Source organism: Paenibacillus yanchengensis, from assembly GCF_042684845.1.
Classification (GTDB): Bacteria; Bacillota; Bacilli; order Paenibacillales; family Paenibacillaceae; genus Pristimantibacillus; species Pristimantibacillus yanchengensis.
Genome location: NZ_JBHUMH010000063.1, coordinates 147,403 through 172,926 on the forward strand (window position 1 = coordinate 147,403; position 25,524 = coordinate 172,926).

Here is a 25,524-nt window from a genome sequence, read left to right on the forward strand (position 1 = left end):
GCTTGTACATGTACAAGCCCTAGCCATTTACCCATTAGGGTGCTTCATAATAACCATGTACGTACTGAATATCGCCTTTGAAATCTATATAAATGTTTTTAAATCCTGGCTTCAGCATATAAACTGCTGAATCATAAAAAAGTGGTATAACTGGACGGTCTTCCATTAATAACTTTTCAGCTTCTGCCATTTTTTTCATTCGAACTGCTTGATCAGATGTGTTATTTACTTCTGCAACAAGAGCGTCATATGCAGGATTAGAGTAACCAATATCATTATTGCCACCTGTTGTAGTGTATAGGTCAATAAACGTTATTGGATCGTTATAATCCGCTCCCCAGGCACTACGTGCTACTTCATAATTAAGAGCTCTACGGTTATCTAAAAATACGTTCCACTCTTGGTTACCGATGCTGGCATTGATGCCTAAATTTACTCGCCACATTTCGACAATAGCTTCAGCAACTTTTTGATTTATTTCATTCGTGTTGTATAGTAAGCTGAATTCTGGCATTTCACTCAGTCCAGATTCTTGCAAACCTTCAGCCAGTAATTGTTTAGCAGCTTCATAATCTTCAGTAAAGTAGTTATCTGGATATTCTGTTCTGAAATCATCTTTTTCGCCAGATATACCCGGAGGTACCATACCATACGCAGGCACTTGTTGTCCACGGGTAACTTTTTCTGTAAGATCAGAGCGAGATATAGCCATCGACATCGCTTGACGTACTTTCACATTGTCAAACGGTTTTTTAGTCGTGTTAAAGATGTAGTAGTTCAACCCGGCTGTTGATTTAATCTTGAACTCATCAGGATGATCTGCTTTTAATGATTCTAGTTGATCCGTCGGTAACACTCCTGTTGGTTTACCTGCATAGTCAATAATATCTGTTTTATACATATTTACTTCCGAACCAGCATCATTGACCATAGTGAAGTGTACACTATCTAGCTTAATATTGTCTATATCGTAGTAATTTTCATTTTTTGCTATAGTAATCGATGTTCCTTTTTTCCAGTCAGACATTTTAAAAGCACCATTAGAAATCAATGTATCTGCTTTAGATGCGAACGCTGGATTGTCTGTAACAGAAGAGTGAACTGGATAATATGTTACAAATGATACTACACTTAAGAAATAAGGCGTAGCTGTATTTATTTCCACCTCTAGTGTGTGCTCATCTGTTGCTTTTACTGCCACATCGTCTACTGAGCCCTTACCAGAGTTGTAATCTTCTGCTCCTTTAATGTAGTAGAGCATGTAAGCATAAGGAGACGCTTTTGGCTTCAAATCAGGATTTAGTACTCGTTTCCAAGCAAATTCAAAATCTTGAGCTGTTACTTTATCTCCATTACTCCATTTTACATCATCACGCAACTGGAATGTATACTTTGTTCCATCTTCGGAAATAACCCAAGATTTGGCAACAGCCGGTACTACTTCAGCTTGCTCATTAACACGTGTTAATCCTTCAAAAATACCGTTGAGTACAGTACCAGAAATTTGATCTTGAGCTTGTGCAGGGTCCAATGTAGGTGGCTCTGTTGACAAGTTCAATCGGAATTGCTGCTTGCCCGTTGCACCTTGTCCTTCTGTTGCTGTGTTATTACCTTGCTCACCTTTGCTTGGCTGATTACTGCCCGGTTTGCTCACACAACCCGCTGCTAGCAGTGCTATAATAAGCAAAACCGATAGTGCGAGTGTTGTTTTTCTGTTTCGCATAATTAACCCTCCATTTTTCTATTCACTGAAAAGTGATTAATTTAGTATACCATTACACCTAAAATAAACAAATATCCACCCCTTTTCACCGATAGGTCGAAAAGGGGTGGATGTCACATAATGTTCACATTTATAGTGGCAAATATCACTGTAAGTTTATTGGTGGTTGCTCATTTTTATCTGCAATTGTTACGGAAAATTCATGTTCTGCACCGTCTCTCCATACGGTTATTACTACTTCTTCACCAACAGGAAGTGTGATGATTTTGTTGACGGCTTCTTTAGAATCAGCGATTTCTTCCCCATCCACTTTTAAAATAACATCGTACTGACGGATACCTGCTTTGAACGCTGGAGTACCTGGTAATACAGAGGTTACGATGGCTCCTTTCTTCGAAGGCAAGTTTAATTCGTTCACGAAAGTTTCATTAATATTTCCGACCGTTACACCGATATAGGCAGATGGAATAGTTTTCCCTTCTTCTAAATAGTTAATTAATGGAACAAATACTGTAGTCGGAATCGCAAATCCAATTCCTTGTGCATTAGCACTTTTTGCCGTATTGATACCAATAACTTCACCTTTCAAATTAATTAACGGTCCACCGGAGTTACCAGAATTGATAGATGCATCGGTTTGTAATAAGTTACGATATTGTCTTTGTCCACGCTCGTCACTAATTGGCACTTCCCGCTCTTTAGCACTTATAACTCCGACTGTAACCGTATGTTCAAAACCAAGTGGATTTCCGATAGCTACCACCCATTCACCAACCGTGATCGTACTAGAGTCGCCAATTGGTAGCACTTTGAACTTTTCTTTATCATCGATTTTTATAACAGCTAAATCATGCTCCGGGCTTGCACCTAATACTTTAGCTACAAATGGTTCATCATATCCTTGGACCGTTACTTCAATCCGATCAGCACCAGCAACAACATGCTCATTCGTTAATATATAGCCACCGTCTTTATAGAAGAACCCTGATCCAGCACCAAGTGGATGTAATTGCTTTTGTTCACTATCTGGTACTTGTGGTTGCTCTGGCATCTGTCCAAAAAAGTAAGAAAAAATATCATCTGTATTTGGTGATTGATTATAGTTGCCTCTTTCTGCGAACGTATTGATCAATACGACCGATTCGTTAGACTGTTCTACAATAGAAGAGAAGTCTAAGTTGGAAGTCAATGCTCCATTGGTAGGTCCCGCTGCTACTGTGGAAGCATTAGCCACTTGCTGCGACCCACTAGACAATAAGTCACCGTTAACTGGTAAGCCAGCTCCTAAACCATTTATTGAAAAAATAATGAGAGCAGCTACTAAACCACCAGCGATACTTGCCATCATCATCTTACCTACTCCAGCTCTAGAACCGTCATGTCTTCTGTTCATTGTAAAGCCCTCCTTTATTTCTTTATTGCTTTTGAAGTTATTTTTATTATGTAATCATAAAATTAAAACAACCTTAAACGATAATTAATAAGAAATAAAAAAAAGCGCCTATTCAACAATTACTCTTGAATAGACGCTCGCTATATGAACAATTAGTATTTCATATCTGCATACAATGGGTATTTGTCCGTCAAATCACGAACCATTTTGCGAGCTTGCTCCAAAACAGCTTCATCTTTAGGGCTAGTTAATACAGCAACAATAACTTCTGCAATAACGCGCATATCGTCTTCTTTCATACCACGAGTCGTTGCTGCTGGTGTTCCAAGACGAATACCACTAGTTACAAATGGGCTCGTTGGATCGAATGGAATAGCATTTTTGTTAACAGTAATACCTACTTCGTCCAATACATGCTCTGCATCACGACCAGTAATATTAAAGCTTCTAGTATCTAGCAACATCAAGTGATTGTCTGTACCACCAGATACGATTGTTACATCACGCTTCACCAATTCTTCTGCTAACACCTTTGCGTTAACCATCACTTGGTTCATAAATGTTTTGAACGATGGTTGTAATGCTTCACCAAGTGCTACTGCTTTAGCTGCGATCACGTGCATTAGCGGGCCACCTTGCGAACCAGGGAATACTGCCTTGTCAATAGCTTGCGCCCAAGACTTACGGCACAAAATCATTCCACCACGTGGTCCACGTAGTGTCTTATGCGTCGTAGTTGTGACAAAGTGAGCATGCGGTACTGGGTTTGAATGCAAACCAGCTGCTACTAGACCTGCGATGTGCGCCATATCTACCATAAACAAAGCACCTACATCGTTAGCGATTTCTCCGATTTTGGCGAAATCAATTTCTCTTGGGTAAGCACTCGCACCCGCTACAATTAGACGAGGACGATGTTTGAAAGCTAGTTTACGAATTTCTTCATAATCAATAGTAGATTCGCCTTCTTGTACGCCATAAGCTACGAAATTATAAAGCAATCCAGATGCGTTAACTGGGCTACCATGCGTCAAGTGACCACCATGTGCCAAGTTCATCCCAAGTACTGTATCGCCAGGCTTCAATGCCGCCAAGTATACAGCCATATTCGCTTGTGCACCAGAGTGAGGTTGAACGTTAGCATGTTCCGCTCCGAACAATTCTTTGGCACGATCCCGAGCCAAGTTTTCCACGATATCTACATGCTCACAACCACCATAGAAACGTTTGCCTGGGTAACCTTCTGCATATTTGTTCGTTAGTACAGAACCCATTGCTTCGATAACAGCTTCACTAACGATATTTTCAGATGCGATTAATTCAATGTTGTCACGTTGACGAGTAAGTTCCAATCCCATTGCCTGCAATACAGCAGGATCTTGTTTGCGTAAATTTTCCATAAAAGAATGCCTCCTAATAATAATTTCTAATTTATAAACATCAATATCGATGTAAGTAAACGCTACATTTGCGGTAGCTCATACACTGCACGAGCTCCACCTATTAACTTTGCCCTTGTATAAGCAGCTGTTACATGAGCGGAACCAATCTTATTGATCGTTGGACGAAAAGGTACTGCCACTTGCTTCAAATGCATGCCTATTAACGTATCACCAATATCAACTGCCGCATGAGCAGCAATTCGATCGACAAGTACCGGTTGCTTCATATGAGTGTAGGCATACGCCGCCATTGATCCGCCTGCATGAGGAACTGGAACGGCTTGTACTTGCTCCAATTGCAAGACTTCCGCCACTTCCTGCTCGATCACGAGTGCCCGATTCAAATGTTCACAGCATTGAAAAACAGGGTGAAAACGAATGGCTTGCTGCGCTTGATTGATGCCAGTAAAGATTTGCTCTGCCACCAACATCGTGCCGCTAGTTCCAATACGCTCCCCAATAATTTCACTAGTACTTACTCCAAAAACAACTAACTTACCCGCTCCGATCTGACCAGCGGCAACTACTTCCTGAACGATTTGCTCCACTTGTTTCGCCAAATATTGATCTGCTAATATATCAGTTGGCATCTGTTTCATAACGTCAGCCCCTTCATTTAACATGAGCGTTGTTCGATACTCATTACTTTGTCAATTCGTCCTTGATGGCGTTCTCCTTCAGAAAAAGGTGTCTCTAACCATACACGAACAATTTCTTGTGCAACACCTGGACCAATGACACGCTCGCCCATTGCAAGTACATTCGTATCATTATGATCTCTCGTTGCCTGTGCCGAAAACAAATCATGAACAAGCGCGCAACGAATGCCCTTCACTTTGTTAGCAGCAATCGACATACCAATGCCAGTGCCACAAACTAAAATACCACGATCCGCTTTCCCTTCAACAACAGCAGTACATACCGGAAGTGCATAATCCGGATAATCAACAGACTGCTCACAACTACTACCAACATCTTCTACCGTATAACCAAGTGATTCGATAAATGGAATTAACTCTTGCTTTAGGCGAAAGCCGCCATGATCTGCTCCAATGATTACTTTCATCATTAACACCATCCTTTGTTGCTTATTATACCTAAAACAGGCTATATTAACGAAAAAAAGAGCTAGACGTGCTAATAAGCACGCTGCTCTTTGCCCAGGCGACCGGCCGTATATCCCAATGCTCCATTGTGGTTACCCACTATCGTCGCCAGTTACATCAGGTTCAACGCTTTAATTTGATTTTATCATAGCTGATTACTATATAAATTGCAATGCTCTTTACAAAAAAATTGTATGTCCTAGATGATCTGCAATTGGTCAATTAAATAGCCACTTTTAGCTTGTCCTATCCACGATTCGCTTTCTTTTTTGCGTCCTATGCAAGCTTGTCCGCCAGTTTAATAAGTACTTCTTCTAGCTCAAGCGCACAAGCATCATATACTACTTGCGAGCCTCCAAATGGATCAGCAATATCAAAACTAGGAATTTTACTTTCTAAGTGTAATAATCGTTGTCGTTGTTCCCCCGTTAATTGTCCACCTAACGCTTGCTGCATCTGCATTTCACTATAGAGATGCTCCAATTCAGTAATATCCTTCATCCAATCTTCTTCCTGATACACAAATTCCTTTAATGTAAAAGTACGATCTACTGCTTCCGGATACCATTGTAATAACGATTGCTTATGCCCCGTCGTCATTGTCAAAATTAGCGTTGCCCAAGCAACGGCATCTTTCGTCAACCTCTTGGATGATCCGTCATACGTAATTTCACGTTTTTTGAGTGCTGTAAGTGCCCCTTCTGATGTTGGCATGCCATCCATCGTAGATACTCCAGCAGATCGAACGGATAGTGACAATCCACGTTGCTGCGCTATGTTAGTGAACATTGCTTCCGCCATCGGCGAACGACAAGTGTTACCAGTGCATACAAATAGTATGTTTGTCATATGACCGCTCTCCTTCCTACTTCTAGTTCTCTATTACTGCTACAATACTGTTATGATACCATTGTTTCATTAAAGTTCAATTATATAATAAGTAAAATACCAAGCCCGATCAATATAGCCCCACCACAAATTTCACCATATTCTCCTAAACGTGCGCTCACTTTACGCCCCAACAGTAAACCGAGCATTGCCATCAAACCACCAATACTACCTAGCAAGAAAACCGTTGCCCATATCTTGAGCGGAAGAACACCCAATGTCACTCCAACAGAAAAAGCATCTACACTAACACTGAATGCTATAACGACCATGCCCCACATACTACGGTGATTAAATATTGGCTCTGTATTAGCTCGAAATGCACTATATATCATCTGTACCCCAAGCAGTAAAAATAAACAACCTGCCGCCAGTACCGCAATATCTCCCAGCAATTCGTTCATCCATCGTCCCATTAAAATACCAGCAAGCGGCATAATCAAATGAAATAATGCGACTAATAATCCAAGCCGTAAAACATGTAGCAAACGTATTCCACGTACCCCAATACCTATACCTACCGAAAAGGCATCCATACCGATTGCTAACGAAATAATTAGCAATGTGAGCACGCCGCCTGATCCTGCACCAATATCCACCATATCCGACCATGTAAAACGTAATTGCTCCAATCGGCTCCACCCTTTCATCTGCTAATACTTCACTTTATGCAGATGAAAGGACAATCATGACAAGCAGCTTACTAGGTTCTTCTTACGATAAATCAATCAAATGAGCAGCAGCCGCTTTAAACAGACGATTGCGCAGCGCTTCATGCAAACCACCTTCTGGAGGATACTCTGCCCAAATTCGATCTATTCCTTGCGCATCACACTGACGCAAAACATCATACAATTGCTGTGCCCCTTGCTCCGGATTGTTGCGAGCTCCTATATCAAAACAACGATCTGCTTTATAAAATGGTAACATTTCACTATAGGCAAGCACCGCCGTTTTTTCCCCGTGTTTGCGCGCTTGTACTACCGACTTATTAATAAAAGCGACTACTTCTTCACTTGTTGCGCCAGTTACTAACTGCAATTGACCATTTGGAGCATAATGAGCATACTTCACGCCAGGTGACTTCGGTGCATCCTTATCCGATTGTTTACTAAACCGAATCTTCGCCTGCGGTAGCGCTGCTTGTAATTGCTCGCTTGTAATACCTCCGGGACGCAAAATATAGAGCATATCATCGACTACTTCCACCACCGTCGACTCGACACCAACATTAGCTGCTCCACCATCTACAATACCGTTAATCCGTCCATGCAAATCTTCCCATACGTGCTTAGCTTGCGTTGGACTAGGCTTACCTGAACGATTAGCACTCGGAGCTGCAACAGGTACATTGCACTCCGCTAGTAACGCAAGCGCCACGGGATGTTCCGGTATCCTCACCCCAACTGTAGTCAAACCTGCCGTCACTAGCGGAGATAGGGCATCTGCTTTAACCGGTAAAATAAGCGTAAGTGGCCCTGGCCAAAACTGATCGATTAATTGCTGCTCCCACTCATTTACACCCATTACAAAAGAGCCAAGTTGCTCCTGACTTGCAATATGAACAATTAACGGATTATCCGCGGGTCGCCCCTTCGCCGCAAATATTTGAGCAACCGCATCACTATTACGAGCATCTGCACCAAGCCCATAAACCGTCTCCGTAGGAAACGCCACCGTCGCACCATCACAAATCATTTCTGATGCATCCGACACATACTCCCGCAACTCATCCACGACAAAAGCTTGCTGCGTTTGCAACGACAATGTAGGTATTTTCCACAATATAGTTTCTTCCATCAACAACTAAACCGACTTTCTAACATAAATTTATAACGATAGTATAGCACATCCACTTTTTGCGATGTTACATTTAATTCTACTTCAACCTTGTACGCTCTTCCCGCTACTTTTCTGCCGTATCCCTTTTGCTCAGTAACTTCTTGGCGTATACCCTTCGCTCAGTGACTTTTTGACGTATACCCTTCACTCAGTGACTTCTTACCGTATACCATTCGCTCAGGGAGTATATAATTATGGATAATAATACAAAAAAGCCCGTTCCCTACAACAAGTAAGGATGAAGGCTATCGTATCTAACTTGTTATTTAAACTGTTTTTTCATAAAATTGCTTACTGAGTGATGGGGATACGACTATATACAAAGAGATGGCTGCACAACACAACACAACACACCGCACTATACTGCAAATTCCTTTGCCTCTGCCTATTTCCTCTACTTGCTTCTTAAATCTTACTATTTACTATTTACAAACGCTATTATGCAAATAATCCTTTTACCCATTGTCCAACGGATTGGAATAAGTCAGCGATAAAGAACTTTACTTCTGGCTGTTCGTCAGATGGTTGTTCTGCTACTGCTACAGTTGTTGCTTCTTCTGCTGTTGTGGTGGATAGTGCTTCTGCTGAACTTGTTTCCGATGAGACTGCATCTACGAAGCATAGTGGCGGGAATAGCACGCACCACCAGTTTTGTCCTTCGGCTTCACCTAGTGAGATTCTTAGTGCTTCATACATACCAGCAGGATATATTTTATTGCCATACATTTTGGCAGGGAATTCTACTTCATCTAGTTCTACTTGAAAATCATAAGTGTAGCCGCGTGACGTTAATGTTTGTGCTACTACTTGTTCTATTTCTGGTAAGTGTATTTTAATTAATTGACGTGCATCATCTATAGTAGTCATGTTGTCTACCCATGTATTCATAGTAGCGACTACTTCGTCTCGTATTACTCGTTTTATTAATTGGTCTTCCGGTTGATCGGAGTTAGCTAGAATACGTAAGCGGATCGCTTGTTCAGGTATACTTTGACCTGCACCGGCAATAGCCTCATCATTTAATTGTGATTCCCAACTCATAATAATTAGTATAATTGCAAAAACGATATAACCAAAAGATGAACGATATTTAAAATTGCGGGACATAACAACAAGCTCCTCTCGTGCACCCGTCAGTGCTTTCGCTTGCGTTCCGGAACGTCTCTATCCGTTAGTATATCCACGAATCTATCACTCTAAACATCGCCATCTATAAATCTTTTATTTTTTAGTAGGAGCTAATTAGTAGACACTATTGACATTCGAGAGATAGTCGAATGCTTGTGACGCAATCTTATCGGAAAATTATTTTTCGTAGCGAATAGCGATAACGTGGCGCTGAATGCCTGCGTAGTCGTCAATGATGCGAATCGAGTCCCAACACTGCAATTGACGTAGCATTTCTACTACTAGCGGCGGTTGATAAATGCCGAGTTCAAAAGCAACGATACGCGGCACTTCGCTAAGCCGCGCTAATGTTTCTATCATCTGACGGTATGGGTCAAGCCCGTCAGTACCGCCTTGCAGCGCTAATAGCGGCTCGTGGTCACGCACCTCGCGCTGCAACTCAGCAATATCGGCCGCTGGAATATACGGCGGATTGGAGACGAGCACGTCGACGGCGAAGCCGGCGTGCTCGAGTCTGCTCGCCCCGCTGCTGGTTGTATGCAGCAGTGGGGCGAGCAAGTCGCCCATAGCGAATGCGACATGGCGGCTAACGCCATGCCGCTCCGCATTCGCGCGGGCGACATCTAGTGCGTCCGGTGATATATCGGACGCACAGATGCGATAGCCGGGACGTTCCGCTGCAAGCGTCACGGCTATCGCCCCGCTACCAGTGCCGACATCGAGAATCGTCGGCACTACGGGCACTTGCCCAGCAGCTTCTGCTGGCTGGGCAGCGGAAACAAACAGCGCATCGTCATGCGCTGCTCCTAGAGTTGGCGGCCATAGCTCATCGACCGCCTTCAACAACGCTTCCACGAGTAGCTCCGTCTCGGGACGAGGAATCAAAACCGCTGGAGTTACGACAAACTCGCGACTATAAAACCACTGGCTCCCCGTTATATATTGGAGAGGTTCACCGCTTGCTTTGCGTGTTAATAATGCTACCCATCGCTCCAAATGTATAGCGGGAAACTGCTCCGCACCATGTAACAACAAATAAGAGCGATCCACTTCCATCATATGCATAAATAATTGCTCTGCTTGATGGCGTGCTTCTTCCGCTCCCGCCTTTTGCAAAAGCTGTGCGCCAAGCAAAATACTTTCTCTTATAGACTTCCCTATAAACTGCTCCATCTCTACCTGTACTTGCGCCATTCTACGACACACCTCACTTGCTATATCATCTACAATACTAAGAAATACTACACATTTCTTATAAATTTCTCTATCTATGTAACATCTACTTCAAAAAGGAATAGACCGGCTGCACCCAACAAATGGTGCGCAACGCCGGTCTTTGATTTAACTTATTCGTTGTTTATACGTTAGTTATGCGTTATTCCAGCGTTACTTATACTCCGATGGACTCGCGTTCCATTATTTCCGCTTGTTCCGCAATAGTTAAAGTATCGATAATTTCATCGATATCTCCATCCATTATCGCATCCAATTTATGCATCGTTAAATTGATGCGATGATCGGTTACACGGCTTTGTGGGAAGTTATACGTTCGAATACGTTCGCTACGGTCACCTGTACCCACTTTGCTTTTCCGTTCACCTGCATATTTCGCTTCTTCTTCTTGACGACGAACATCATAAATTCGTGCACGAAGTACCGCTAGTGCCCGAACTTTATTGTCGTTTTGCGACTTGCCATCTTGGCAAGTTGCCATAATCCCAGTTGGTACATGCAATACGCGTACTGCTGACTTCGTCGTATTAACCGATTGCCCGCCCGCTCCACTCGAACAAAACGTATCTACTCGAATATCTTTGTCGAGTATTTCTACTTCTACATCTTGTACCTCTGGCATGACAGCTACTGTCGAAGTGGAAGTATGAATCCGTCCACCGGATTCCGTTACTGGAATACGCTGTACCCGATGCGCACCACTTTCATATTTCATCTTGCTATACGCACCTTTACCATTAATCATAAAAATAACTTCTTTAAATCCACCCAAATCATTTTCGCTATAATCCATCAATTCTACACGCCAGCCTTTAGTATCTGCATACTTCGTGTACATACGATACAATTCGTAAGCAAACAAAGCAGCTTCATCTCCGCCAGCTGCACCGCGTATTTCGATAATAACGTTTTTATCATCGTTCGGATCTTTTGGCAACAACAATACTCGAATCTTTTCTTCTAATTGTGTTGTAAGTTCCGTGAGTTCGTCAATTTCCATTTTGACCATCTCATGCATTTCTGCATCCAGTTTTTCTTCAAGCATCATCCGAGCATCTTCCAATTGCCCCATGGCTTGCTTATAAGCTATATACGCATCATAAGCCTCTTGTAGATCAGACTGTTCTTTTGATAATTCACGCAGACGCTTGGGATCAGATGATACATCTGGATCACATAGTAATTCACTTAACTTCTCATAACGATCTGCCAATGCTTGTAAACGGTCTAACACGATCATTCACCTCAGTTATTCCTTCAGAATCTTACTATATTATATCATACCACCGCTTTTGTCCGACAACTGTCTCACAAAATATTTTTAATAACTTTCACAATTACTATTAGTATATACAATATATCTAAACATAATAATATATGTTCGATTTGTAGACAATAACACCACAGTTAAAAATTAGAAAACTAGCCCGGAAAACGCATCGTTGCCAAACAGGCTTACCGGGCGTTGTTTCCAGGCTCCATAAACTTCCATGTCTATCATATCCAAAATCGCTTATACGTTGAAACGGAAATGGATAACATCGCCATCCTGCACGACATACTCTTTTCCTTCTAATCTAAGTTGTCCCCGTTCACGAACAATTGCCATCGATCCTGCCGCTGCCAAGTCATCATAAGAAACGATTTCTGCACGAATAAATCCGCGTTCGAAATCGGTATGAATAACACCAGCAGCTTGCGGTGCTTTTGTACCTTTTACAATCGTCCATGCGCGTACTTCTTGCACACCAGCTGTAAAATAAGTATACAATCCAAGCAATTTATAGGCTGCTCGAATTAAACGGTTTAGCCCTGATTCCTGCATTCCTAATTCTTCCAAAAACATTTGCTTATCTTCACCATCAAGTTCTGCAATTTCTGACTCTACTTTTGCACTAATCGGCACAACTTCCGCACCTTCTTCGGCAGCGAATTGGCGAACCATCTGTACATATTCGTTATCCTCTGAATTAGCTGCTTCTTCCTCACTCACGTTAGCAGCATACAGTACCGGCTTCATCGTCAACAAATGTAAATCACGAACAAGTAGCTGTTCATCATCTGTTAATTCCAAACTACGAGCTGGCTTGTCCGCGTACAATACATCTTTAATACGCTCTAACACTTCCACTTCTTGGGCTACTTTTTTGTCTCCGCCCTTCATATTTTTACGAGAGCGATCTATCTTCTTTTCTACCGAGTCAATATCAGCCAAAATCAATTCCAAATTGATCGTTTCGATGTCGCTAATCGGATTCACTTTTCCAGCAACATGTGTAATGTTTTCATCTTGAAAACAACGTACAACGTGAACGATAGCATCTACTTCACGAATATGAGCCAAAAATTTGTTGCCTAGCCCTTCACCTTTACTTGCTCCAGCAACCAGACCTGCTATATCTACAAACTCAAAAGCAGTTGGCACAATACTTTTTGGAACAACTAATTCCACCAACTTATTTAAGCGCTCATCCGGCACTTCCACTACACCAACGTTTGGATCAATGGTACAAAACGGATAATTGGCGGATTCTGCACCCGCTTGTGTAATCGCATTAAATAAAGTAGATTTACCAACGTTTGGCAATCCAACAATACCACAGGATAGTGGCATACTTATCATCTCCCAGCGTCATTTCTTCCGATATTATAACTGAACATCGCTAACAAAGGAAGTCACCACAAATATCCTTGCCCAAAACTTGTTCTTTTCGGGAACAAAGTAATGGACAAGGATTTCTTTAACTACAAACGATATATAAAGTTATCGCTCATTTATTATTTAAACCACAATTATAGATAGCTTTCCAATTTTTGCTTCAAATATGCTTTACTTTTTGATCCTGCCATTATATCGACTGGCTGACCATTTTTAAATATTATAATGGTAGGAAGAGCTGTGATTTCAAATTGTTCCGCTAGACCCTCTTCCTCATCTACATCCACTTTTCCAAATACTACATCGTCTCCCATTTCTGTATCCAATTCTTCGGTGACATCAAGTTGTAACAGACATGGATTACACCATGTTGCCCAAAAATCTACTAGGGCAACACCAGTACCTATCGTGGAATAAAAGTTACTTTCCGTTAATACTGCTACTGACATTTCAATCATCCTCCATAGCATTTTATTCTTTTTTGACTGCTTTGGCATTGTTTAGTCACATTTGCTTCATTTGTGACCATACAATCCATTGAAATCTACGAAACAGCTATTCGAAATGATCGGTCCCCCTTGCTGTATGCTGTGCTAGCAGAATAAAATGTAATATGGTGTATTTAGTTACTTAAACTTTTTCTAACTTTTTCACCTGTCACATCTCCTATATTCAATCTTGCTATAGATACATCATTAGTTTTCCTTTTGTAGCAGCTTTACTTCGTCCACTGCCTAGATGTTCGGCTACTTGTCCGTCTTTAAATATAATAACATTAGGAACGTAACTAGCATTGAATCGTGCAGCTAGATCTTCTTCCACTTCAACATCAACAGTTCCAAATACTACGTCATCTCCCATTTCTGTATCCAATTCTTCTGCAATTGTAAGTTGTTCTTCACATGGAACACATTCTGGTGCTAAAAACAATACAAGGGCAACACCTTCTGCTATAGTTTCATCGAAATTATCATTTGTTAATTCGACTAGGGACATATCCATCATCCTCTCCGTTAAAATAAAATTATAGATAGCTATCCAATTTTTGCTTCAAAACAGCTTTGCTTAGAATTCCTGACATTGTATCGACTGGCTGACCGTTTTTAAATATTATAATGGTAGGAATAGCATTGACGCCTAATTCAATCACAAAATCTAATTCCTCATCAATGTTCACTTTTCCAAATACTACATCGTCTCCCATTTCTGTATCTAATTCTTCTGTAACATCAAGTTGTATTAAACATGGACCACACCATGGTGCCCAAAAATCTACTAGGGCAACACCAGTGCCTATCGTCGAATAAAAGTTACTTTCCGTTAATACTACTACTGACATTTTAATCATCCTCCATAGCATTTTTTCTTTTTTGACTGCTTTGGCATTGTTTAGTCACATTTGCTTCATTTGTGACCATACAATCCATTGAAATCTACGAAACAGCTATTCGAAATGATCGGTCCCCCTTGCTGTATGCTCTTATAGCATAAAGTACAGTTTAAAATGTTATACGATATATTTATCTATTTAAACTTTTTCTAACATTTTTAACTGTCACTCTTACTATATTCAATATAGCTAGAGCTAGTTCTAAACTAACTGTTCAATTACTATTAAATGGGTTATCACCATTTAGTAAACTAATAGAATTGTTAATAACAAGCAAATAAAAACAAAAATCCCTATCCAAACCTGATTCTCATAGAGAACGAGGTAGTGAATAGGGACTGCTTTATATTACAAAAAATGAACGATATTACTATTAGTCTTATCGCTTAATAAATTATAGTTGACCAGAAATTTTAGTTTTCAATGCATCTTTGCTTTGAAGACCTACCATTTTGTCCACTGGCTTACCATCTTTGAACATAATAAGTGTAGGAATACTCATGACGCCAAATTGTGATGCCAATTCTGGTTGCTCATCTACATTGATTTTTGCAACAACTGCTTTGCCATCCATTTCTGTAGCAAGTTCTTCTACTATTGGAAGTTGCATTTTACATGGACCACACCATGGCGCCCAAAAATCAACTAGAGAAACCCCGTTTTCTATCGTTTGGTTAAAATTATCTTTCGTTAGTACTACTGCTGCCATCTTAATCATCCTCTCAACTATTATAAATATTTATGATGAAGGGATTACCCTTTCATTACTGCCAGTTCTTTCGATTATGGCTGCTTAGACGTAGTTTCGTCACATGCCGTGATCTGCTGTAACACATCATGAATCGTTATTTGCTGAAAATGGGCTTCTAATTGCTGTTCTGCTTTGCAAAAAATACCATGCATAACATGATTCATATTCGAACCGACCACACAATCCATTTCTGGATTTCCGGAACACCAATTCGGAATTAATGAACCTTGCGCCAATATTCGGTATATGTCTGCTAGCGTGACGGACGTAACATCTGCCGTCAGCCGATAACCGCCACCTGAACCTTCTCTCGTATCAACTAACCCGCTCCGGCGTAATCCACTCATAATTTTGCGAATTCGAACGGAATGGGTGCCTACATTAGAAGCAATCAAGTCACTAGTCGCCATCTTCTCTGGCAAATATGCTAAAAAAACTAGACTGTGTACAGCAATCGTAAATTCACTATTCACGATAAGCGAGCCTCCTTGCTTTATACTGTAATAATATACGTTACAGTTATAAATGTCAAGTTATCGTCTCATTAGTGTTGCCTTTTCCGCCATTGTAACATACATGGAATGTTTTTCTTTGAAAAGTAATCAAAATAACATTCATAATTTTGTCATATTCACTCGGTTATATCGTATAAATAGAAATAAAAATATTCCAATATGAACAAAAGGAGAGAATAACAGTGGGATGGTTCGGCGGAAAATGGGTAACGATACGTACAGCAAGTGGTTCAAAGCTAGACGAGGCGGAACGATTATATGCTTTGTTAAAAAGCAATGGTATTAAAGCAAAAGTTGTAGAGGATGGCGTATTAAGAAAAGTAAATGTAAAAGCGAAAGATGAGCAAGCAGCAAGAACGTTAGCGCAAACGTTAGAGAAAGAACGTTAAACGACATACTGGCGTATGCTGGGCTGTTTACAAACAGCCCATTTTCATTGTTTTTACATTTTTGTAACAGTATCCTTAAAATAATGATGATATAATAATGCAAAATGAGTTTCATTACTATAGCCAACTTCTACAGCTACCTGCTCCGCTGACAACTGTGATACTGCTATTAATTTGCGCGCTTGCTCTAGTCTGTATTCCATAATAAATTTCCAGATTGGTTCACCTTTAATTGATTGAAACAGCTCATGAGTATATAAAGTACTTAGCTTCATTTCTTCCGCAATAAGTTGAATATTCAGTTCTGCTTTGTTAAAATCTCGCTGAATAATATGTAACATTTGTTGTACTTGTCGCTCATCATATTGTGCAATTCTATTTTTGATTGTTTGACCACTAACTATCAAAAACAACGTTAATTGCTCTATAACCATTTCTACATTAGTAACTTGATCTGGGTGAAACCAATATAATGGATGCAGCTCAGGTTGCTGTCTATCAACATGAAGTAACTTACCAACATCTAATACAGCCGTATATACTTGATAGGCAATAGCTGTCGGGATGGCTAACACATCTGGTGACTCTACCACTAACCACCGTATTTTGCTTACTAACTGTTCCGTCTCCTGTTCTATTTTTGTTTCGTTATTGGTTTTTTTAATGACATCTAGCCATTGCACCGTCAGCTTTTGCCACTCTACCGCTGGTTTAGCGTCTTTTATGTAATGGTCGTTAGCAAAAAATATTTGCTGATCTTCATATAACGCTCGCCACTTAGTTGCTTTACACGCTTGCACGTACATTTTGGAAAGTGATTGTAATCCATGATGCACCGAGCTTATACCAATGACGGTATTCATTCGCAAATATTGCTGTATATTTTGAAATAAAGCGCTGCCAATCATCCGCAATTCTGATAAATTAGCTAATTTCCCTTTACTGTAGTGATGCGCATCTTCGTCCAACTGTAATATAGTAACAACACGATTTTCTGCACTATAGAAAGCAACCGCATTCCACTCTTTTAATGTTTCCTCAATAATGTTAACAGCAGCGTATTTTAATAAATTACGATCTCGCAATAACATAATTTCTTCGCCACCAACTCCCGCTCGATCCCATTGTAGCTCCATGACAATGATGGCAAAGTATGGACCTGATAATGTCATGCCGATTTGTTCAAACACAAAACGAAAGTCGTCAGCATGCTCCATTTTTCGAGAAACCATTTCATTTAAAATATATGTTCGTAACGAGGATACACCTGCCATTGTAAATTTGGGTTGGAACAAATTTCTCTTATTTCCTCCAAAATTTTTAGCCTCACTATTTTTATCGTTCAAAAACTCATTTACTTCTTTCAATAATTGCTCCGTTTGTATGGGCTTTGTCAAATATCCACATGCACCCAGCTTCAGTGTTTTGTGTGCTAAATGCTGCTTCTGTTCATCTGCTAACAACAAAATTGGTATATGTGGACTTTCTGAATGGATAATAGATATTAATTTTAATGCATTCGTACCATCCACGTTAATATCTAACAATAGCATATCTGTATTCGCAAGTTGTAAATAGTCTAGAGCTTCTGTACAACTATGAGCAGTAAAAACTTGATTGACGGGCAACTCTGACTCTATTAATATCGATCTAATTTTTTCACATGTAGCAATGTCTTCGTCAATTACTAATATTGAACTCACCGATATCCCTCCCGTAATATAACCACTAACTGCAACTACACTCGTATTATGCTATCAATTAACACTATCTCCATCCATATTACAGCGTTTTTGTAAGTATTGTAATATCTATTCTAACTGTGAGCTTAATATTTTGTAATATTATACTAAAAAAATATAGAATACATTAAAAAACTGCCTAAAGTCGAATTTTTTCAACTGATTAGGCAGTACTTTTTCATTTCATATTATATTATATTTGCTAATTATAGCGTATAATCCTAATTTTTCGTTAAGCACGTAGCGCCGCTTGACGCTTATAATGATCTTCGATGACAAGACATGCCATTGCTTCTACGACAGGAACGATGCGTGGGCAAATACATGGATCATGGCGACCTATCGTCACGATTTCTGTTTCTTCCCCTGCCTGGTTCATCGTTTGTTGCGGTACAGAAATGGAGGAAGTTGGTTTCACTGCGATCCGAAATACAATTTCTGCACCTGTACTAATACCACCAACAATACCGCCAGCATGGTTCGTTTTGAATCCATTTTTGTCCATTTGGTCATTATGTTCACTACCTTGCATTTCTGCTGCGGCAAACCCTGATCCAATCTCAATACCTTTGACAGCGCCGATAGACAGCATAGCTTTTGCCAATTCCGCATCAAGTTTATCGAATGTTGGCTCCCCGATTCCTGGAACAACTCCACGAATACGGCATTCTACAATACCACCACAGCTATCTCCAGCTGCTGCTAATGCTTCCACTTTTTGAATCATTTTTTCTGCGGCAATCGGATCGGCTGCACGTACTGCATTTTTTTCAATTATCGTTTCATCAAACGTTTCGCCTGTAATACCACCAATTGCTTTCGTAAAAGCAACGACAGATACTCCGCGTCCTTCCAACGACTTACGAGCTACAGCACCAGCTGCTACTCGAGAAGCTGTCTCTCGACCTGATGCTCGTCCACTACCACGATGATCACGATGACCATATTTTTGTAAGTAGGTAAAGTCAGCATGCCCAGGACGGAACGAATTTTTAATATCACTATATGCTTCTGGACGCATATCTTTGTTGTACAATATAATACTCATTGGAGCACCTGTCGTTTTTCCTTCAAATATACCAGAGACAATATTAATTTTATCGTATTCTTTGCGCGGTGTTGTCACGGAAGATTGACCCGGTTTTCTCCGATCCATTTGTACTTGAATATAACTTTCATCAATTTCTATCCCTGGCGTAACCCCATCGATAATTACACCTACCGCCACACCGTGCGACTCTCCAAATGTCGTTACTTTAAAACGTTCACCAAATGTACTTCCTGCCATTACTTATCACTCCATATCTAAAAATATATTATATATCATTCACCTAACTGTTATGCAGCGCTTAAGGTTACTTCTCTTACATCTAGTTTAACGTTATAATTGTAATAAATGAAATAGTATTTTTACACTTATGACATAGAGAGGATCTATACCATGACAATTCATAGTGAATGGTACCGCATTTTTCTCCATGCTGCTCAGCTAGGTAATTTAACGAAAGCAGCTCAAGCATTGCACATGACCCAACCGTCTGTTAGTTATGCCATCAAACAACTAGAGCAACATTTGGATATCACTTTATTTGACCGACTATCCAAAGGGGTACGACTTACTCCCGAAGGAGAAGTTTTATTTGGCCATGTCGCGCTAGCTTTTTCGCAGTTAGCACGTGGTGAGCAGCATATGGTAGAACGAAAACGATATACAGATGGTCATATTAGAATCGGAGCAAATGGAGCTATTACGAAAGATATCTTGTTACCTAAGCTAGATCAATTTCATCAGCAATACCCACAGATCAAAATAAAATTAGTGCAGCAACGTACTTCACAAATTGTCACTCAGCTCAAACAAAATGGGCTAGATATTGGGTTTGTTCACTTACCACTAGATGATGCAGAACTAGATATCCGTCCGCTCGCCACTCAACCTTATTGCATAATCGCTGGAAATAAATACAAACAACTAGCAGAGCAACCACTCTCTACAGAAAAACTATTGCAAATTCCACTGCTATTGTTAACTGCTGGCAGTTCCACTCGCCTTTTCGTTGAGCAATGGTTTACGAATCAAGGTTTTCACATTACGGCTGATTTTGAACTTAACAGTATGGAAATGTTAGTTGCTTTTGCAGAACGCAACTACGGTATAGCTTTCGTCCCTACTTCATTAGTAAGTATAGAGTTAGCGCAAGAACGGTTAGTACTATTACAAACGCAAACAGCGATCGATCACCGACCACTTGGCATCGCTACACCTAAACATCATTCCTTATCGATCGTTGCCCAAAAATTTTTAACCTTATTTACAGACAGCGATTCCTCAACGTAATAATAATACCCCACAACGTTCTCAAAAACACGAACGGTGCGGGGTATCGATTAACTATTTCCTATTTGCTAACGTCTACTGTCAACTTAATTATCTTGAAATGGTGCATAACGATCCAAAAAGGCTGTATAAGCATTAGCAGGTACCGTCAACAAATCTCCGGTTTGTTCCATATGCTGGCGAAGCGCCTGCAACAATTGCTCGATAGTTGCTTCATTAGCATGATCAAATGCTTGGTTCTCTTTTTCTTGTGGATCATTCACGATATCGTACAACTCTAAAAACAATTCGTCTTTAAATATGTCGACAATTAGTTTGTTTGATTGAGTAACTACACAACGTTGGAAATTACTACGTGCCCCATTACCGTCAAATTGAACAAATAAATGCTTGCTCGATAGTTTTCCGCCTTCAAACAATGGACGTAACGATTTACCGCTAAAATTAACATCTTGCGCTACATTCACATAATCACAAATCGTCGGTATAACATCAATCGCACTAACAAGTGTTTCATAAGACTGACCAACTTGTTGCTGTGGTAACTTAATGAATAAAGGCGTCCGTATAGATTCTTCGTACATACACATTTTTTGCCACAATTGATGAGAACCTAGCATTTCTCCATGATCACTTGTAAATACTAGCAACGTATCATCATATATCCCTTGTGTTTTTAATTCCGCTATTATTTTGCCAACACAATCATCTAACAAGCGTACAAGCCCCGCATATACTCCCCATATTTTACGCCATTCTCCCAAAGAGTAACGAGTGCCAATCGCACCTGTTAAATTATAAAGCTGCAACGGTGACTGATTTTTCGACCATTTTGCAACGTTGTCAGGCAATTGCATTTCTTCCGCCAAAAACATCGAATAATACGGTTCAGGAATATCTAGCGGAGGATGCGGTGCTAAAAACATCGCACTTAAGAAAAATGGTTTATTTGTATCTCTTTCCTGCAAAGCATGCAACGAATCTTTTAATATAAATCCATCGAAAAATGTATCGATACCATCTTCATATAAACCAGTTGTCGGAATGGAGTAACCTTTGGCACGTGTTGTCGTTCCACCAGACATTTCAGGTACTAGTCCACGAAACGCTTCTCCACCAGGCATCCGCTTCCCTTGCTCTTTCACATAAGCCGGAAATCTTCCTTCAAGTGGTAGCCATGTCGTTTTCGCATCTGGCTCTGTATCGAATTTTTCCTCTGTTAGTAAATGTTGCTTCCCTGTATGCCAGCTATCCCACTCTTTCTCCAACAATTGATACAAGTTAGGAGTTCCCGATTTTACAAAGCCATAATCTTTATCTTCCTTTGCCCACGGGTTAATGACGCATCCCGTTTCATTTGGATATTTTCCGGTAAAAAAAGCACCGCGTGCAGGTACACAAAGTGGTGAGGCACAATAGGATCGATCTAGTCTATTACTTTGCAGTGATAGTTCATAAATGTTCGGCGTAAATTGTGGCGAAATAAAATCTGCCCGTAATTGATCAGCCATAATAACAACGACATGAGGCTTTTTATTTTCTGCTAACTGTTCGGATGACAAACTTCCTCAACTCCTCGTTTTTACTGTGTCACATACTACTACCATTCAGAAACCGCTTACTTCTTTGTTTTTCTCACTTCTTATTAAAATAGTATCTATTATTCATCTACAGTGTCAATTAATTATCAACAAAAGTGGGAAATAGACAACCTGAATCAATTTCGGACGATTCTTTTTAAACTAATATATAAATGAACCATCTACAACTCACTTCATCCATTATTACTTTTATTCAAAAATATTTGTATTGGAAGATATTCATAATGGAAGATTTTAAAGCACCAGCATGAAGTGTAGAGTTTATGTGAGTGCTTAACAAATCGTTGTTAACGCCACCCTATCTACATTTTCTGCGTAAAATGTATGAAATGAATGATTGAAATCAAATTTTAATGATGCTTAAAGTCGCTTTTGGATGACTACTTTGCAAATAGAAGATTTTAAATTCAAGCGTTCGAGAGTACATTTTTACTGTAAGCGCTTAACAGTAATTTGTTAGCATCAAATCATTACATTTATAATTTAGGGAGGTAAACACGATGTACGAAAACGCTTTACGCATTAACTATAATATTATATAAGGATATATGAATACGATTATTATCGTCCTTGGCGGTACACTTGTAAACCTATTTTTAACGTCACTTGGTGCTTATGGACTTTCTCGTAAAGGTGTTATGCTTGTTCGTCCAATAACACTAGTGTAGCATGTCGTCAAAACTGTACATTAATATTCAAGCGTTTCTGTGCATATTTAGACTAGCATTTATAATGAAACCACAAGGGTGCAGGTGATTTTCCGAATATACTAAAGGAAAGATGCTACAAAAGAATAGTAGTGGAAACATCCAGGGAACATGGAGCTGACCGCCATTCTAACGAAGATTTTTATCGCTAAATGATGAATATCGGGGTGAAATAATTTCTAAGGAAGATTTTATGTCTTATGAGTGGAAAAGGAGCTCCAAATACTAGTATGATGCATGATTAACGTTAAAAATCTTCCTTAGATTTTTAAAAGGGCGTTTTTTGAGCAAATAAGGTGATTAATCTTCGCAATGTCGATACCGACTATTAAGTCCTGTGGTGTAATGCGTTCGATACGTTGATTAATTTGGAGATTTCCTGTAAGATTCATAGTAAGACCTCCTGTTTTGTGGGCTATTAAGGGCTATGACCCGTTGCAACCCCACTTTAACAGAGGTCCCTTTTATTTTCAAAGGCTAAATTTAAGCCCCTACAAGAATGTTAGAATTTAGAATTCAACATAGCCTGTCTAGTACATCCATCTTGCTATAATATTTCCACTATTATTCATACTAGAACAGTTCATTTGCGAATGTATAACAAATCAACCCCAAATTACAGTGATGAACCTTATTTAGTTGTAGCTATTTGTTGCTATCTTTCATCCCATGAAGCGACCGATATTGCCCGGGTGATATGCCCACGTACTTTTTGAACACACGGTAAAATGAATTCATATCGATATAGCCAGACTTAGTTGCTATATCGTATATAGACAACGAAAAGTGTTGTTCCATCGTTTTTTTAGCGTGTTCTATTCTACATATATGAATATACTCTAATAACGGTTTACCAGTGTGCTCCCGAAGAAGTTGTGATAAGTACGATGGTTTATAATTAAAAATACGCCCTACATAATCTACAATTAAATCAAGATTCAAATAATGTTGCTCTACATATCGTAAAACGTTTTGCATCAACAATTCTTTTTCAACTTTTCTACAAGTTGTTTTTCTATCTTTATCTGCATCTAAAAATATATTTTGTACGACAAGTTCACAGTAATGCATGTTAACCTCTTTTTTTATAGCAGCTATCGCACATCTGTAAGCCTTCGCAATGCCGTTAAAATTATCACATACCGCAGTTGCCGTTACGACAGTAGTATGGTGTACCAAATTAAAATACTGCTTCACTTGGTAGCTAAGTTGTGTAAACGACCTGTATTTGTCGTCCCTATATTGAGTATGTTGCTGTCCACCATAGAAACTTTATTGCTTGGATGTTCGGATACATAAGAAACATCAAGCAATCGTAACAAACAAACTTGAAACTATGTTTTATCGTCAATAGACAGTAATGTCATGGCTAACTTTTTATTTTCTATCGTATTTTCCAGTTCACCTTGCAGTAATTTGATTATAAATCCATATAAGAAATAATCGCTTGCCGGCGCCGATTTGCGGAATAAGTTAGTGTGACGTAACCAAGTGTAAAAATAGTTCTGCATGCTGGTCGTATTACAAAAAATCCGCTCATCTCTTTCATCGACATCACCGATGATGAACAGAGATTGAGCGGATTTCTCACTGCGATACCTAGTTACTATTTGGATACAATTTCACGAATACCATCTACTAGCACTTGCATTTCTTCATCCGTACCGATGGTTACACGCAAGTAATTGTCAATGCGCGGTTGTTTGAAATAACGGACAAGCACGCCTTTTTCACGTAATTGCAAAAAGATTTGCTCGGCAGGCACACGCTCATGTGTAATAAACAAGAAATTCGCTTGGGAGTCAGTCATTGTAAAACCAAGTGCGATTAATTGCTCTTTCGTCCACTCTCTCGTCATAACAACTTTCTGAACGGTCGTTTCTAAATATGAGCGATCTTCATAAGCTGCGATCGCTCCTGCTAACGCCAATCGATCTAACGTGTAAGAGTTAAAAGAGTTTTTCACACGATCTAACCCTTCAATTAACTGCTCACTACCATAAGCAGTACCAACCCGTAGCCCAGCTAATGCACGTGACTTCGATAACGTTTGGATGACAAGTAAGTTATCATACTCATTAATTAGAGAAACTGCACTTTCCCCACCAAAATCGATATATGCTTCATCAATCACAACCACTTGATCACGATTTTGCTCCAATATCGTACGAATAGCTGATAATGGCAATAGCTCTGCTGTCGGAGCATTGGGATTAGGTAGAATGATGCCACTTTGATTACCTGCAAAAAGGTCAATCGGCAACTTAAATTGCTCATCAAGTGTAATAAGCTTTGGTGTTAATCCGCATAGCTTAGCATAAACCTTATAAAAACTATACGTTATATCCGGAAACATCACTGGTTTCGCTGGATCAAAAAAGGCCATAAAGGCTAACGCTAATATTTCGTCCGATCCATTGCCAACAAATGTTTGTTTCGGAGACACACCATAAAAATCCGCTGCCGCTTGTACCAAATCGGCACACGTCGGATCTGGATACAAACGCAAATCGCTGTTCACATGAGCTTGCATTGCTGCCATCGCTTTGGGCGAAGGTGGATACGGATTTTCATTCGTATTTAATTTGACATATTTTTTATCTTTCGGCTGTTCCCCAGGTACATATGGTTCTAAAGATTGAGCTAGCGGGCTCCAAAACTTGCTCATCTGCAATTA

The 25,524-nt window shown here is 39.9% G+C and carries 25 protein-coding genes and 1 riboswitch; of the genes, 2 read left to right on the forward strand and 23 right to left on the reverse strand.

From position 1 onward, the window contains the following. Positions 1–34: 34 nt before the first annotated feature. From ACFSTH_RS19620 to ACFSTH_RS19700, 17 genes are all read right to left on the reverse strand, one after another. A complete protein-coding gene (locus tag ACFSTH_RS19620) occupies positions 35–1,723 on the reverse strand; it encodes a peptide ABC transporter substrate-binding protein (protein ID WP_377773837.1) in 1,689 nt (562 codons plus the stop codon). A 145-nt stretch (positions 1,724–1,868) separates the two neighbouring features. Further along, the gene (locus tag ACFSTH_RS19625; RefSeq protein ID WP_377773839.1) at positions 1,869–3,116 is read right to left on the reverse strand and encodes a S1C family serine protease; all 1,248 of its coding nucleotides are present in this window, start codon (positions 3,114–3,116) and stop codon (positions 1,869–1,871) included. A 152-nt stretch (positions 3,117–3,268) separates the two neighbouring features. Next, positions 3,269–4,516 carry a serine hydroxymethyltransferase gene (locus tag ACFSTH_RS19630; protein WP_377773841.1) on the reverse strand — a complete coding sequence of 416 codons (1,248 nt, stop codon included), beginning with the start codon at positions 4,514–4,516 and terminating at the stop codon, positions 3,269–3,271. Between the two features lie 62 nt (positions 4,517–4,578). Further along, positions 4,579–5,157 (reverse strand): TIGR01440 family protein, encoded by a 579-nt coding sequence (locus ACFSTH_RS19635; RefSeq protein ID WP_377773843.1) that lies wholly within the window; start codon positions 5,155–5,157, stop codon positions 4,579–4,581. A gap of 17 nt (positions 5,158–5,174) precedes the next feature. Beyond that, entirely contained in the window at positions 5,175–5,624 is a 450-nt protein-coding gene (gene rpiB / locus ACFSTH_RS19640; RefSeq protein WP_377773939.1) for a ribose 5-phosphate isomerase B, read from the reverse strand. An 85-nt stretch (positions 5,625–5,709) separates the two neighbouring features. Further along, a riboswitch (ZMP/ZTP riboswitch) is annotated at positions 5,710–5,790 on the reverse strand. A 150-nt stretch (positions 5,791–5,940) separates the two neighbouring features. Then, positions 5,941–6,513 carry a low molecular weight protein arginine phosphatase gene (locus ACFSTH_RS19645; protein WP_377773845.1) on the reverse strand — a complete coding sequence of 191 codons (573 nt, stop codon included), beginning with the start codon at positions 6,511–6,513 and terminating at the stop codon, positions 5,941–5,943. Between the two features lie 80 nt (positions 6,514–6,593). After that, entirely contained in the window at positions 6,594–7,202 is a 609-nt protein-coding gene (locus tag ACFSTH_RS19650) for a manganese efflux pump MntP (protein ID WP_377773847.1), read from the reverse strand. Between the two features lie 64 nt (positions 7,203–7,266). Continuing rightward, entirely contained in the window at positions 7,267–8,337 is a 1,071-nt protein-coding gene (locus ACFSTH_RS19655; protein WP_377793763.1) for an L-threonylcarbamoyladenylate synthase, read from the reverse strand. Between the two features lie 495 nt (positions 8,338–8,832). Next, positions 8,833–9,501, reverse strand: coding sequence for a stage II sporulation protein R (gene spoIIR / locus ACFSTH_RS19660; protein ID WP_377773849.1), 669 nt, complete (start codon positions 9,499–9,501; stop codon positions 8,833–8,835). Between the two features lie 198 nt (positions 9,502–9,699). Then, the gene (gene prmC / locus ACFSTH_RS19665; protein WP_377773851.1) at positions 9,700–10,716 is read right to left on the reverse strand and encodes a peptide chain release factor N(5)-glutamine methyltransferase; all 1,017 of its coding nucleotides are present in this window, start codon (positions 10,714–10,716) and stop codon (positions 9,700–9,702) included. Between the two features lie 196 nt (positions 10,717–10,912). Beyond that, positions 10,913–11,989, reverse strand: coding sequence for a peptide chain release factor 1 (gene prfA / locus ACFSTH_RS19670; protein ID WP_377773853.1), 1,077 nt, complete (start codon positions 11,987–11,989; stop codon positions 10,913–10,915). 279 nt (positions 11,990–12,268) lie between these two features. Continuing rightward, entirely contained in the window at positions 12,269–13,369 is a 1,101-nt protein-coding gene (gene ychF / locus ACFSTH_RS19675; RefSeq protein WP_377773855.1) for a redox-regulated ATPase YchF, read from the reverse strand. A gap of 179 nt (positions 13,370–13,548) precedes the next feature. Further along, positions 13,549–13,863 (reverse strand): thioredoxin family protein, encoded by a 315-nt coding sequence (locus ACFSTH_RS19680; protein ID WP_377773857.1) that lies wholly within the window; start codon positions 13,861–13,863, stop codon positions 13,549–13,551. 232 nt (positions 13,864–14,095) lie between these two features. Next, on the reverse strand, positions 14,096–14,410 hold the full coding sequence (locus tag ACFSTH_RS19685) for a thioredoxin family protein (RefSeq protein ID WP_377773859.1): 315 nt from the start codon (positions 14,408–14,410) through the stop codon (positions 14,096–14,098). 28 nt (positions 14,411–14,438) lie between these two features. Then, positions 14,439–14,753, reverse strand: coding sequence for a thioredoxin family protein (locus ACFSTH_RS19690; protein WP_377773861.1), 315 nt, complete (start codon positions 14,751–14,753; stop codon positions 14,439–14,441). A 445-nt stretch (positions 14,754–15,198) separates the two neighbouring features. Beyond that, positions 15,199–15,513, reverse strand: a complete 315-nt coding sequence (gene trxA / locus ACFSTH_RS19695; RefSeq protein ID WP_377773863.1) for a thioredoxin — start codon at positions 15,511–15,513, stop codon at positions 15,199–15,201. 74 nt (positions 15,514–15,587) lie between these two features. Beyond that, positions 15,588–16,028, reverse strand: coding sequence for an RrF2 family transcriptional regulator (locus ACFSTH_RS19700; protein WP_377773865.1), 441 nt, complete (start codon positions 16,026–16,028; stop codon positions 15,588–15,590). Between the two features lie 224 nt (positions 16,029–16,252). On the opposite strand from ACFSTH_RS19700, the gene ACFSTH_RS19705 reads away from it, so the two are divergent. Continuing rightward, positions 16,253–16,459 (forward strand): hypothetical protein, encoded by a 207-nt coding sequence (locus ACFSTH_RS19705; RefSeq protein WP_377773867.1) that lies wholly within the window; start codon positions 16,253–16,255, stop codon positions 16,457–16,459. A gap of 53 nt (positions 16,460–16,512) precedes the next feature. Here the strand turns inward: ACFSTH_RS19705 and ACFSTH_RS19710 are convergent, their stop codons facing one another. Further along, a complete protein-coding gene (locus ACFSTH_RS19710; protein ID WP_377773869.1) occupies positions 16,513–18,162 on the reverse strand; it encodes a response regulator in 1,650 nt (549 codons plus the stop codon). 271 nt (positions 18,163–18,433) lie between these two features. Further along, positions 18,434–19,489: a chorismate synthase gene (gene aroC / locus ACFSTH_RS19715; RefSeq protein ID WP_377773871.1), complete on the reverse strand. Its 1,056-nt coding sequence runs from the start codon at positions 19,487–19,489 to the stop codon at positions 18,434–18,436. 153 nt (positions 19,490–19,642) lie between these two features. Here aroC and ACFSTH_RS19720 point away from each other — a divergent pair, with 153 nt between their 5' ends. Continuing rightward, positions 19,643–20,539 carry a LysR family transcriptional regulator gene (locus tag ACFSTH_RS19720; RefSeq protein WP_377773873.1) on the forward strand — a complete coding sequence of 299 codons (897 nt, stop codon included), beginning with the start codon at positions 19,643–19,645 and terminating at the stop codon, positions 20,537–20,539. Between the two features lie 86 nt (positions 20,540–20,625). Here ACFSTH_RS19720 and ACFSTH_RS19725 read toward each other — a convergent pair whose 3' ends face one another. The 4 genes from ACFSTH_RS19725 to hisC all read right to left on the reverse strand — a co-directional run bounded on the left by ACFSTH_RS19725 (position 20,626) and on the right by hisC (position 25,515). Continuing rightward, entirely contained in the window at positions 20,626–22,101 is a 1,476-nt protein-coding gene (locus ACFSTH_RS19725) for a sulfatase family protein (RefSeq protein WP_377773875.1), read from the reverse strand. Between the two features lie 1,006 nt (positions 22,102–23,107). After that, entirely contained in the window at positions 23,108–23,239 is a 132-nt protein-coding gene (locus ACFSTH_RS19730; RefSeq protein WP_377773877.1) for a hypothetical protein, read from the reverse strand. A gap of 253 nt (positions 23,240–23,492) precedes the next feature. Next, on the reverse strand, positions 23,493–24,026 hold the full coding sequence (locus ACFSTH_RS19735; RefSeq protein ID WP_377773879.1) for a helix-turn-helix domain-containing protein: 534 nt from the start codon (positions 24,024–24,026) through the stop codon (positions 23,493–23,495). Between the two features lie 427 nt (positions 24,027–24,453). Then, a complete protein-coding gene (gene hisC / locus ACFSTH_RS19740; protein WP_377773881.1) occupies positions 24,454–25,515 on the reverse strand; it encodes a histidinol-phosphate transaminase in 1,062 nt (353 codons plus the stop codon). Positions 25,516–25,524 lie beyond the last annotated feature (9 nt).

Bases quoted from the DNA above. Each gene is read 5' to 3' on its own strand.
- ACFSTH_RS19620 (WP_377773837.1), bottom strand. From the start codon at position 1,723: ATGCGAAACAGAAAAACAACACTCGCACTATCGGTTTTGCTTATTATA.
- ACFSTH_RS19625 (WP_377773839.1), bottom strand. From the start codon at position 3,116: ATGAACAGAAGACATGACGGTTCTAGAGCTGGAGTAGGTAAGATGATG.
- ACFSTH_RS19630 (WP_377773841.1), bottom strand. From the start codon at position 4,516: ATGGAAAATTTACGCAAACAAGATCCTGCTGTATTGCAGGCAATGGGA.
- ACFSTH_RS19635 (WP_377773843.1), bottom strand. From the start codon at position 5,157: ATGAAACAGATGCCAACTGATATATTAGCAGATCAATATTTGGCGAAA.
- rpiB (WP_377773939.1), bottom strand. From the start codon at position 5,624: ATGAAAGTAATCATTGGAGCAGATCATGGCGGCTTTCGCCTAAAGCAA.
- ACFSTH_RS19645 (WP_377773845.1), bottom strand. From the start codon at position 6,513: ATGACAAACATACTATTTGTATGCACTGGTAACACTTGTCGTTCGCCG.
- ACFSTH_RS19650 (WP_377773847.1), bottom strand. From the start codon at position 7,202: ATGAAAGGGTGGAGCCGATTGGAGCAATTACGTTTTACATGGTCGGAT.
- spoIIR (WP_377773849.1), bottom strand. From the start codon at position 9,501: ATGTCCCGCAATTTTAAATATCGTTCATCTTTTGGTTATATCGTTTTT.
- prmC (WP_377773851.1), bottom strand. From the start codon at position 10,716: ATGGCGCAAGTACAGGTAGAGATGGAGCAGTTTATAGGGAAGTCTATA.
- ychF (WP_377773855.1), bottom strand. From the start codon at position 13,369: ATGCCACTATCCTGTGGTATTGTTGGATTGCCAAACGTTGGTAAATCT.
- ACFSTH_RS19680 (WP_377773857.1), bottom strand. From the start codon at position 13,863: ATGTCAGTAGCAGTATTAACGGAAAGTAACTTTTATTCCACGATAGGT.
- ACFSTH_RS19685 (WP_377773859.1), bottom strand. From the start codon at position 14,410: ATGTCCCTAGTCGAATTAACAAATGATAATTTCGATGAAACTATAGCA.
- ACFSTH_RS19690 (WP_377773861.1), bottom strand. From the start codon at position 14,753: ATGTCAGTAGTAGTATTAACGGAAAGTAACTTTTATTCGACGATAGGC.
- trxA (WP_377773863.1), bottom strand. From the start codon at position 15,513: ATGGCAGCAGTAGTACTAACGAAAGATAATTTTAACCAAACGATAGAA.
- aroC (WP_377773871.1), bottom strand. From the start codon at position 19,489: ATGGCAGGAAGTACATTTGGTGAACGTTTTAAAGTAACGACATTTGGA.
- ACFSTH_RS19720 (WP_377773873.1), top strand. From the start codon at position 19,643: ATGACAATTCATAGTGAATGGTACCGCATTTTTCTCCATGCTGCTCAG.
- ACFSTH_RS19730 (WP_377773877.1), bottom strand. From the start codon at position 23,239: ATGAATCTTACAGGAAATCTCCAAATTAATCAACGTATCGAACGCATT.
- hisC (WP_377773881.1), bottom strand. From the start codon at position 25,515: ATGAGCAAGTTTTGGAGCCCGCTAGCTCAATCTTTAGAACCATATGTA.